Below are 11,435 nucleotides of genomic sequence, written 5' to 3'. Positions count from 1 at the left end.
GATATTTACTATTTGGAATGAATCGGACTATTTTAATGAAGAATTACAGGCTGGCACTGTATTTAGGTCTTGCTATGGCCTCACCAATGGCAATAGCACAGAAAAAAGATACAGTGAAGGTCAACAAAGACAAAACTGATAAGACAGAGACTTCCTCATCAAAGAAAACAAAGAAAATTGAAGATCTGATCAAAAAAGGGACTTATAAAAAAGGGCTTTTTAATACGATACAGGTAAAAACGGATATTTATTTTGAAATTCCTGACAGTTTGATGGGACGTCAGTTTTTGGTGGTGAACAAACTTTCTCAGGTGCCAATGCAGGTGAATGAGGCAGGTTTGAATAAAGGAATGAATTATGAAAATAAGGTCATCTCTTTTCACCGCGATCCCGTAGCTAAAAAAGTATGGGTAAAAACGGTGGTTCCTAAGGTGTCATCCCCAAAAAATGATGCAATTACAAAATCTGTGAAAGACAACTTTTCAGAATCTGTCATTGAAGTCTTTGATATTGAAGCACAAAACACTGATTCTACAGCTATAGCCATTAAAGTGAATAAAGTTTTTGATGGAAATCAGAAGAGCTTTAATGATGTGCTGGCCAACGTAGGATTAGGAGGATCTGTGAAATCAAGTCTTTCTTATATAGAAGGAGTGAAGACATTTCCCAAGAACCTTGTTGTGAAGTCTCAGTTGTCTACTTCTGTAAATGAAGGTGGTGTAGATCTGCCGGTAACCCTTGGTGTTACTACGAATCTTGTACTTCTTTCTAAAATACCGATGAAACCGAGAGTCGCCGATTCAAGAGTAGGATTTTTCTCTGAAAAACACTGGTCGTTTAATGACAATCAGCAGAAAATGGATGAAAAATTCTTCATTACCAAATGGAATCTTGAACCCAAAGATGAAGATAAAGAAAAATACTTAAGAGGTGAGCTGGTAGAGCCTAAGAAGCCTATTGTTTATTATATAGACCCGGCAACCCCAAAACAATGGCGTGAGAAAATCATTGCCGGAGTACATGACTGGCAGGTGGCGTTTGAGCAGGCAGGATTCAAAAATGCAGTGATTGCGAAAATGCCGGATGAAAAAGATGAAGATTTTGATATTGATGATGTAAGATATTCTGTGATTACTTACGCCGCTTCGCCAAAGTCAAATGCAATGGGACCATCAGTAGTAGACCCGAGAAGTGGTGAAATTATCGAAGCAGATATCATCTGGTGGCATAATGTAATGACTTCTCTTCATGACTGGATGAGAATTCAGACAGGACCTATTGACCCAAAAGCAAGAGGAAATAAATTCAGTGATGAACATATGGGGGAAGCGATCCGTTTTGTTTCATCTCATGAAGTAGGGCATACTTTCGGATTGAAGCACAATATGGGAGCATCCTTTGCATTCCCTGTAGAGTCGCTTCGCTCCAAAGAATTTACAGACAAAATGGGCGGTACAGCACCTTCCATTATGGATTATGCGCGTTACAATTACGTAGCTCAGCCGGAAGATGGGGTTACAGCCATCACTCCGAAAATCGGTCTTTACGATAAATATGCCATAGAGTGGGGTTACCGTTGGTATCCGGATGAATTTGTTGAGAAAAAAGCGCTGAAAAACTTAATTGAAAAACACGAGGATGACCCAATGTATTTCTATGGCGAGCAGCAGAGCTACCTGGAAACTATCGATCCACGTTCGCAGTCTGAAGATTTAGGAGATGATGCCATGAAAGCCAGTGAGTATGGGATGAAAAACCTGAAAGTTGTCATCAATAATCTCTTAAAATGGACTTATGAAGACGGTAAAGAATATACGGATGCCGGAAAACTTTATATGGGAGCTATCGGACAATGGGATCTGTACACAGGTCATGTGATGGCGAATGTGGGAGGAATTTATCTGAACAATACTGTTTTTGGGAACAAGAAGAAAGCTTATGAAGCAGTTCCTGAAGCAGTACAGAGAAGAGCAGTTGATTATCTTGTTAAAAATGCGATCAACCTTCCGGAGTGGTTATTCTTTAATCCAATTACAGAAAAAACATACCCGGTTAAAGATTCACCAATGGGACCATTTGAGCAGACGCCATATACCATGGCAAGAGGAATGCAGTATGCGAATATCTACTCCCTGTTTATGGATGACAGACTGTTGAGGCTGCTTGAAAATGAGCTGAAACATCAGATGTCAGGTTCTAAAGAAGAGATCTATACCGTTGAAAAATTATTTGATCAGGTGAGAACAGCTGTTTTCAGTAAAAAAGGAAGCCTTACGATGCTTGAAAAAATGACTCAGAAAAACTATGTGGATGCCCTGATTGTTTCAGTGAACAAATTGTTTGAAAAAACAGCAGTGAAAGGATTAAAAGTAGATAATACTCTGAATATCCCAACCATCTGTAATTTCCATGAAGATGATCACGGGTTGAGGAATATCAATTATTCATCCATGAAGAGAGTATCTGAAGTCACCACTTACAAAAGAGCAGAACTTCAGAAGGTTATGGACTTACTGAACAGAACAAGATACAGAGGTGATGATGCTTCCAGAGCTCATTACACAGATTTAATCATTCGTATACAAGAGGCTTTAAACAAATAAACGGCAATGAAAAAAACTCTAATACTTTTACCTCTTTTAGCTGCTAATATCGCAATGGCTCAGCAAAAGAAAACCATCACTGGGAAAATAGAAGATGGAAATACTTCTCATATCATTACCGGTGCATCTATAAAAATTGAGACACAATCGGTCTCTACAAAAACGGAATTAGAAGGAATCATCGAAAGTGTATCAGTAGGTACAGTAACCGATAAGGACGGAAAATTTATATTGGAAATTCCTGCCGATACAAAAACTGTATTGGTAAGTTATCCAGGTTATGAATCCAGAGCCATTCAGCTTAATGAAGGGCAGACTAATTATACCATCAGGTTGGTTTCTGAGGTTTCAGATAAAAATAAAATCCAGGAAGTAATCATCACCGGTTACCAGAAAATTGAAAAACGTAAGCAGACCTCAGCGGTTTCTACAGTAAAAATGGACAACATCAGTCAGGCTGGTGTTGCCAGTGTAGACCAGATGTTAGCAGGACAGATAGCCGGTGTGGCAGTAACTCCTGAAACAGGAGCTCCGGGAAGCCCGGCGAAGATCAGAATCAGAGGTACAGCTTCTCTTTCCGGTCCTCAGGATCCGCTATGGGTAATCGACGGTCTTCCGTTAGAAGGAAATGATGTTCCGAACTTTACAGATAAAGACAATATTGACCAGCTTCAGAACTTCTCTATTGCAGGGCTGAATCCTAATGATATTGAAGATATTACCATTCTTAAAGATGCAGCTGCAACCGCCATTTATGGAGCAAGAGCAGCAAACGGAGTAATCTCTATTACAACCAAAAAAGGAAAAAAAGGAAGTCTGAAACTGAACTTCTCAGCAGATACTTTCGTTACCTCACGTCCTGATTTTGAGAAATTGAATCTTCTGAATGCTTCTGAAAAAGTAGATCTTGAACTGATGCTTGCAAAGCGTGCAGATCTTACTTACCGCGCAGATAAAGGAGAAGTGATGAGAATTCTGACTCAGAATAACCAGCTTGATGCTTTCAGAAACGGAGGTTTTGATGCGCTGAATTCATTGACACGCCAACAGATCAATGGTCTAAGGAATAACAATACAGACTGGGGTAAACTGTTGTACAGAAATGCCATCAACAAACAATACGGATTAAGTGTTTCCGGAGGAAGTGATCGTGCAGATTATTATTTTTCCCTGGGATATTATGATGAAGAAGGAACAACTATCGGTACAGGTTTTAAACGTTATAACCTGACTTTAAAAAACAATTATAAATTAAGCGATAAGTTAAATGCAGGAATCTCTATTTTCGGAACGCAAAGTGAACGTACATCTTTTGTAACGGATGCTGATGCTTCTATCAACCCTGTTAATTATTCAAGAAACGCCAATCCTTATCTGAAACCTTTCAATGCAGACGGAAGCTACAATTATGATAAAGATATGGATGGGTATGCAGATCGTTATGTTCCTTTCAATTTCCTTGAAGAAAGAGAGAATACAAACTATTCACTGAAAAATAACTCTTTGAAAGCGATTTTTGATTTAGAATATAAAGCTTCCAAAAGTTTAAGATTTACCTCTCAGTTAGGTCTTCAGTATGATGCCAACAAAACAGAGAAATTTGCTGCAGAGAATACCTACTTCACCAGAAAAATGAAAGAAAGTTCCCGTTACTACAAAGACGGTAAATATAATTATTTTCTACCTGCTGGTGCTGTAAAACAAAACTGGGATAACGATTTCTTTCAGTACAACTGGAAATTGCAGGCAGCATACAGCACGAAGATCAGTTCAAAACATGAAATTGATTTGATGGCAGGAACGGAAATCCGAAAGACAGAGGATAATACTACCATTACAAGAGCTTTTGGGTTTGATCCAAAAACCAGAACAGCTACAGCCATTGTTTTCCCGAATTCAGGTTTTGCAGCAGATAAAAGATATGAAACATACCGTGAGGCAGCTCCTATAGAAAATGCTTATGCATCTATGTTTGCTACAGCATCTTATACTTACGATCAGAAATATACTTTCTTCGGAAGTGTGAGATATGACGGAACCAATCTTTTCGGAGTTAATAAAAAATATAAATACCTTCCAATATGGGCAGTTTCAGGATCATGGTTGGTAACGAAGGAAGATTTCATGAAAAATATTTCTGCAGTCTCTAACCTTAGATTGAGAGCTTCTTATGGTCTGCAGGGAAATATCGACAGAAATACATCGCCATTCTTTATTGGTGAATACAATGATGCAACAATTCTTCCGGGAATAAAAGAAGGAGTCATCAATGTTATCAGCCCACCAAATGATAAATTAAGATGGGAAAAAACAACTAACACCAACTTAGGACTTGATTTAGGATTGTTCAATAACCGTGTTAGCCTTACCGCTGATGTGTACAGCAGAAAAGGAACAGATATGATCAGTATGAGAGAAACTCCTCTTGAAACAGGGTTTGAATACACGATGATGAACTGGGGAAGTTTGACCAATAAAGGTTTTGAATTGGCAATATCCACCAGAAACATCAATCATGATAATTTCAAATGGACTACTACGATCAACTTCGCACATAACAAGAGTAGAGTATTGAGCGAACAGCCCCGTGAAAATGCTTTCCTTCCTTCAAGAGAAGGTTTGCCTGTAAATGCAGTTTTTGCTTTGAAAACCGCAGGAATGGATGAACAAGGAAACCCATTGTTCTGGAAAGGGGATCAAAAGATTTCCGCAACAGAATTCTTTAAATTATATGATGTGTATGCAGATTTTCTTCCGGGACAGCTTGTGAATACAAAACTTTCAAACGCTGAGATGAGAAGTCTATTTACGTACGTTGGAGATAGAGATCCGAAATTTACGGGAGGTATTATCAACACATTTAAAGTAAGTGATTTTGATCTTACCATCTCTGCAACATTCAATCTGAAGCAGACGGTAATGAGAACACCTTCTTATCGTGGTATGGATCTGGATAGAGGAAGAAACTACACAAGAGATATCTATGAAGCAGGAGGTTCGCTTCCGGGAATTACAAGTCCTGAAATGGATGCTAATCCGGACGGATGGATGGCGAATAAGTGGTTTGCCAGCAATCGCTCAAGCGCATACAATCTGCTTGATGTATGGGCAAAAGAGATCAGCTATATCAGAATCAGCAGCATCCGTTTAGGCTATACACTTCCTAAAGAACTTACAAATCCTATGGGGATCTCCAGTCTGAGACTGAGTGTTGAAGGACGTAACCTTTTTGTATTCAGTAACGGATATAAAGGATATTTCGATCCGGAAACGTATGGTAATATTTATGCACAGCCTATCACCAAATCGGTGACTGTAGGATTTAATGTTTCTTTTTAAAACTTGAGAAAAATGAGAAAAATTACAACAATCATAGCGCTTACAGCAATCAGTCTTATCAATATAGGCTGTGACAGATTTTTAGATATTCAGCCTGAAGGAAAAATCATTCCTGTTACAGCTGAAGATTACCGAAAAGTACTTACATCAGCGTATTCAAAATATCCGGTTCACAAATCTATGGTAGCACTTCGTACCGATGAGACAAGTATTGATGATAATGGAGTAGATTTTATTTCTAATCGTGAAATGGCAATGTGGAAAGATTCGAACTATGATTCGAACTCTGTGGAGCTTCCTTGGTTAAGCTTTTATAACGTAAACTTCTATCTGAATCAGATCATCAATGAAGGAAGCAAAACAATACAGGATTCTCCGGAGAAGAATCAGATTTTAGCGGAAGCTTATGCTCTTCGTGCCTACCTGTATTTTGACTTGGTGAATTTATATGGAAAACCTTACAACAGTGCTACAGCTTCAACAGACAGAGGAGTTCCAATTAATCTTGAAATTGATCTTGAGGAGGTATTGAAACCGTCTTCTGTACAGGAGGTGTATGACCAGGTTCATGCGGATATTAAAAAAGCAGAAGGTCTGATGGTAGAACAAACGCAGGCATTAGGAGCTAATTACAGATTTTCAAAAACAGCTTTGCTGGCTTTTGAGGCAAGAACAGCTTTGTATGAAAGTGACTGGGATAAAGCTTTGAATTATGCAAATCAGGTACTGGCAGTAAAAAGTGATTTGAGCAATTTGAATACCGCAAATACTGTCCCTAACCATTATGCTTCCCCGGAATCTATTATGGCTTTGGATAATACATGGGATAACTCTATAAAAAACTTATGTTTTGCATCTCCGGAACTTATTTCTTCATATAATTCTACTACAGATAAAAGGTTTGGCATGTATTTTGAAAAAAATGGTAGTAAGTATAAAGTCACCAAAGGAGGAAGTTTAGAATTTAAAGTGTCTTTCAGAACGGCAGAGCAGTATTTTATAAAGTCTGAAGCATTATTAAAGTTGAATAAACTGGCAGAAGCTAAAGAAACACTTCTGAAAGTATTAAAAAACAGATATACTCCGGATGGATATACTTCAGTTCAAAATGCAGTGAACTCAATGGATTCTACAGCATTTATGAACTTTATCCTGGATGAAAGATTCAGAGAATTTGCTTTGGAAGGACAAAGATGGTTCGACTTAAGAAGAGCAAATCAGAAAAAAATAAGCCACACCATCAGTGGCAAAGAATATATTCTTCAGCAGAATGATCCGCGATATACCATTGAATATCCAATGAGTGCGAAGAAGAATAACCCTAATTTATAAAACTTCATATCAAATTCAATACAGATGAAACCGCTTGAACTTAATTGTTTTAGCGGTTTTTTTGTACTTTTGCACCGTTATGAAAATTGCCATTATAGAAGATGAGCTGCTGGCTGTGAATTATCTGAAAAATCTTTTAGATACACAGAGCATAGTCCCTGTTACAGAGACTGTTATTCTTCGTTCCAAAAAACAGGCAATTGATTTTTTTGAGAAAGACTCTGCAGATCTTATTTTTATGGATATCCATCTTGGTGATGGAATGAGCCTTGAGATTTTTGAGCACGTGGAGCTTTTCACCCCGATTATTTTCATTACTGCATTTGATGAATACGCCATGAGAGTCTTCAGGCATTTCACAATTGATTATCTTCTGAAGCCTTTTGAAGAAGAGGATTTGCATAAAGCTTTACAGAAATTTATCTCCATAAGAAACAATTTTGATCCTGAACCGGTTCTTAAATCTATTTCCTCATTAAGACAGGCAGAAGATGAGATGATGAAACGTTTTATGGTAAGAGAAGGAAATAAACTCAAATCAATAGACGAGCATAACACTGCTTATTTTTTTGCATCCGGGAAATACCTTTTCCTTACTACAAAAGATCATCAGACCTATATTTATGATGATACTATTAAAGATATTATTCAGAAGCTCAACCCGGAAATTTTCTTTAAAATAAACCGCAAGTTTATCATTAATAAGGAAGCTGTTGCTGAAATTATCAAACATTCAAGCCAGAAAGTAGAGCTGAGACTTTTTCCGGAGCCGGAGGTGAATGCTGAGATTTTTATCAGTAAAATGCAGATTGCAGAATGTTTAAACTGGCTGAATAGCTGATTATACTTATTTAAATCTACATCATTATATAAACGCAAAGTTTATCATTTAATCATCATATTTCTAAGCGTGCTAAGATAGAGACAAGGTTGCTGATGAAGCTCTATGATTGTGCTCACGTTCAAAAAGAATCAATGAAGTTGATTACACCTTTGCACCCTCAAAATTTTACCCTAGATATTAAATCTTCGCGTTAAATTAAATCATATTTTCATAAATATTTGATCTTTTCTCGCATTAGTTCCAGAAAATACAGAAACAAAAAAACCTCTAAAATAAATTAGAGGTTTTGAAGTGGTTTCTCCAGGAATCGAACCAGGGACACATGGATTTTCAATCCATTGCTCTACCAACTGAGCTAAGAAACCATTTATGTTTTTGTTTATTACTTCGTTGTTTTAAAGTGATGCAAAAGTATAACATTTTATAATACCACGCAAGTATTTTGTTTTATTTTTTTGAAGTAATCTTCTGGTATCACTTTTTTTTAGTTTCAATGCTTTGTTCATCAGTCGTTTGGTGGATTTCATTTTTTTCATTTTTTCAGAATAATATTTTTTAATAGCTTTCTGTAATTGTATTTTCAGTACTGAACTCATTTTTTATCCCGAAACTACTGTCACACTCTGTTCACGAGCGAAAAATTATTTTATCGGATAAATTCCGAAAATTATTTTCCTGTTTTGAAAGAGCTTAAACAAGTAGTAAAATAATATGATTTGCGATAGAAGTAATTGTCAAACACTTGATTAATAGTGTTTAATGAACCTAACAATCGTTAGTCGTAGAATTACTACACTTTTTTAAATTTAATCATAAATTTCATTTACGTTTTGTAATTACATCTATATTTGGTGATATAGAAAAACAAAATCATAAAATATTTAACCATTAAAATTTACAAATCATGGCAGAAAGAAATTCAAGAGGAATTTTAAAATTCAACAACGGTGAAGGACAAAAGTTATTAAAGCTTAACTACAGCGTATCAAGATCTACAGATGTATCAGGACGTGTAGCATCAGATCCTTCCAATGCTCTTATCAAAATCACGGTAGAAGCTACTGAAAAATCAGATATTCTGGAAAGTTTATTGAATGGAAAATATAAACCTACTGTAGGAGAGATCACTTTCAATAAATCTCACGAAGAAGGAACTTTAACAACACTGAAGTGGAACAACGGTTATGTAATCCAGCATGAAGTAGATTTCGACGCTGTAGATGAGAACAGTATGTACATCAGTTTTATAGTAAGTGCAGAACAGATAGATCTGGGGAATTCTTCTTACTTCGGAGCATGGCCTTCTTAAGCCTATTCAGAATTTAAATATCAGGCAGAATAGTACACCCGGTTCAAGGGATGCTGTTCTGCCTTTTTTAACCTTATAGAACGAGTGTTTATTTAAAATAAAGTTCTGAAAAAAACACCTAATCACTATGAATAAAAATATCTCGAATTCCGATAAGATTTCTGAGAATCATATTCCCGGAATCAACCGTGTGGTAAAGCTGGATATTGTGATTGAAGGCAAAATTATCAAACATTTCAAGCATTTCCGTTTACAGCAAAGTGCCAGAAGACATCATCATTTTGAACTTATTTTAGCTCATGATTCTCTGGGAGAAGCCCAAAACCATACTTTGGAACAAGCACGTCAGTTTTTGGGAAAAAGGATTACTATTGTCTTCAAATATAAAGATTATGAAAGTGAAAGCCCTGAAAGAACTTTTGTAGGAGTTATCACCAAAGCCGCATTCAGTCAGGAAAAAATGAGTTTGGGAAACATTGTACTGAGAGGTCAGAGTCCTACCATTCTTATGGATGCAGCTCCCCATACCCAGAGTTTTGGGGGAGATCAGGCTGTCAATACCGGAATCATTGCCAATAAGATATGTAAAGAAGCGCTGGGATCAGAGAAATTTGATTTCAGAGTAGACACCCAGAATAAAAGCTATATCAATTATAGTGCACAATATAACGAAACCCATTACAATTATCTTGCAAGAACTGCAGAAGCTTACGGGGAACAGTTTTATTATGATGGTGAAGTACTTCATTTCGGAAAACTTCCACCTTCAGAAAAACCAATCCGGCTTGTATACGGAAGCAATGCAACAGATGTTCAGGTGGAGCTGAATGCTGTACATACCAACCCTCAGTTTTTTGGATATAACAGCAGCAGTCATACTAAAATGGAAGGTTCTGAAAATAATATCAGACATTTAGGGGAAATACCGTCCAAGGCTTATGAACTGAATAATAATATTTTTAAAACCCGTTCACTTTCTCCAGCACCTATCAATGCTAACATGTTTGTGGATGTAAGCGATTCTCAGAAAAGTGCTGCCGGAAGTGCTGCTGTGGAAGTATTTACTGTTTCAGGAAATACAACCGTTCCGTTTTTATATCCAGGTTGTCTTGCAGATATCGAAATGCGGAAGCCGGATACCAGCCAGACTTCTTATTTTACAAAACTTACGATAACCGAAGTTTCTCACGAAGTAAATGCCCGAGGGTATTACACGGGAAGCTTTGAAGCAATCGCTGAAGGAACAGGCTTTATGCCGAAACCGGATTTTATACAGCCTAAAGCTGAACCGCAGGTTGCCACCGTTATTTCCAATACAGATCCACTTAATCAGGGAAGAATACAGGTAAGATTTGACTGGCAGAAAAATCCCGATACAACCCATTTTATCCGAATGATGAGTCCGGATGCAGGAGGAACAGATGTTATCACTCAAAATAGAGGTTTTGTAGCAGTACCGGAAGTGGGAGACCAGGTAATGGTAGGTTTTGAATACCACCACCCGGATTTTCCGTTTGCTATGGGAGGAATGTTCCATGGGCAGGTGGCACTGGGAGGCAGCATCAATAATCACCTTAAATCTATTCAGACAAGAAGTGGTAATAAAGTGATCTTTAATGACCAGGAAGGAAGCATTTTCATAGAAGATCCAAGTGGAAATACCTATCTCATGGATGGGAAAGGGAATATTATTGTTAATGCTCCCAAAAATATAACCTTCACTGCCGGAGAAAATGTGCAGATCAATGCAGGTAAAAATATCATCGCATCTGCTCAGAGAAATGTCAATATTATGGCTGGAGAAGATATCACGGAAACTGCCAATGATGATTATAACCTGACAGCAAGTAACATCATTGAAACGGCTGAAGCTGGAAGAAGCTCAAGGGCGAAAAATATTACGGAAAATATGGAGGCTGGCTCTTACATCAGTACAAAAGATGCTATTAATGTAGAAAGTGCCAAAGAAGTGCTTATCAACAGTGGTAAACAGGTAAAAATGCAGTAA

General features: G+C 37.3%; 6 protein-coding genes and 1 tRNA gene. 6 read left to right on the top strand and 1 reads right to left on the bottom strand.

Going from position 1 to position 11,435, the window contains the following annotated elements; genetic code table 11:
- The first annotated feature begins 17 nt into the window (after positions 1 to 17).
- The 4 genes from KIK00_RS09370 to KIK00_RS09355 all read left to right on the top strand — a co-directional run bounded on the left by KIK00_RS09370 (position 18) and on the right by KIK00_RS09355 (position 8,115).
- A complete protein-coding gene (locus tag KIK00_RS09370) occupies positions 18 to 2,603 on the top strand; it encodes a zinc-dependent metalloprotease (RefSeq protein WP_370647738.1) in 2,586 nt (861 codons plus the stop codon).
- Positions 2,604 to 2,609: 6 nt separating this feature from the next.
- Positions 2,610 to 5,942 (top strand): SusC/RagA family TonB-linked outer membrane protein, encoded by a 3,333-nt coding sequence (locus KIK00_RS09365; RefSeq protein WP_255816285.1) that lies wholly within the window; start codon positions 2,610 to 2,612, stop codon positions 5,940 to 5,942.
- A 12-nt stretch (positions 5,943 to 5,954) separates the two neighbouring features.
- Positions 5,955 to 7,274, top strand: a complete 1,320-nt coding sequence (locus KIK00_RS09360) for a RagB/SusD family nutrient uptake outer membrane protein (protein ID WP_255816284.1) — start codon at positions 5,955 to 5,957, stop codon at positions 7,272 to 7,274.
- Positions 7,275 to 7,353: 79 nt separating this feature from the next.
- Positions 7,354 to 8,115, top strand: coding sequence for a LytTR family DNA-binding domain-containing protein (locus KIK00_RS09355; RefSeq protein ID WP_255816283.1), 762 nt, complete (start codon positions 7,354 to 7,356; stop codon positions 8,113 to 8,115).
- Positions 8,116 to 8,410: 295 nt separating this feature from the next.
- Here KIK00_RS09355 and KIK00_RS09350 read toward each other — a convergent pair.
- Positions 8,411 to 8,483, bottom strand: a tRNA-Phe gene (locus KIK00_RS09350).
- 539 nt (positions 8,484 to 9,022) lie between these two features.
- On the opposite strand from KIK00_RS09350, the gene tssD reads away from it, so the two are divergent.
- Together tssD and KIK00_RS09340 are read left to right on the top strand one after the other, a co-directional pair.
- On the top strand, positions 9,023 to 9,427 hold the full coding sequence (gene tssD, locus KIK00_RS09345; protein ID WP_047378579.1) for a type VI secretion system tube protein TssD: 405 nt from the start codon (positions 9,023 to 9,025) through the stop codon (positions 9,425 to 9,427).
- Positions 9,428 to 9,554: 127 nt separating this feature from the next.
- Positions 9,555 to 11,435: a type VI secretion system Vgr family protein gene (locus KIK00_RS09340; RefSeq protein WP_255816282.1), complete on the top strand. Its 1,881-nt coding sequence runs from the start codon at positions 9,555 to 9,557 to the stop codon at positions 11,433 to 11,435.

The organism is Chryseobacterium sp. MA9, assembly GCF_024399315.1.
Taxonomy (GTDB): domain Bacteria; phylum Bacteroidota; class Bacteroidia; order Flavobacteriales; family Weeksellaceae; genus Chryseobacterium.
Note: the sequence above shows the minus strand (reverse complement) of the source record. Positions and strands in the feature narration are given on the sequence as shown.

Excerpts from the sequence above, each read along its gene's own strand:
- KIK00_RS09340 (WP_255816282.1), top strand. The coding sequence starts at position 9,555 with ATGAATAAAAATATCTCGAATTCCGATAAGATTTCTGAGAATCATATT.
- KIK00_RS09360 (WP_255816284.1), top strand. The coding sequence starts at position 5,955 with ATGAGAAAAATTACAACAATCATAGCGCTTACAGCAATCAGTCTTATC.
- KIK00_RS09370 (WP_370647738.1), top strand. The coding sequence starts at position 18 with ATGAATCGGACTATTTTAATGAAGAATTACAGGCTGGCACTGTATTTA.
- KIK00_RS09355 (WP_255816283.1), top strand. The coding sequence starts at position 7,354 with ATGAAAATTGCCATTATAGAAGATGAGCTGCTGGCTGTGAATTATCTG.
- tssD (WP_047378579.1), top strand. The coding sequence starts at position 9,023 with ATGGCAGAAAGAAATTCAAGAGGAATTTTAAAATTCAACAACGGTGAA.
- KIK00_RS09365 (WP_255816285.1), top strand. The coding sequence starts at position 2,610 with ATGAAAAAAACTCTAATACTTTTACCTCTTTTAGCTGCTAATATCGCA.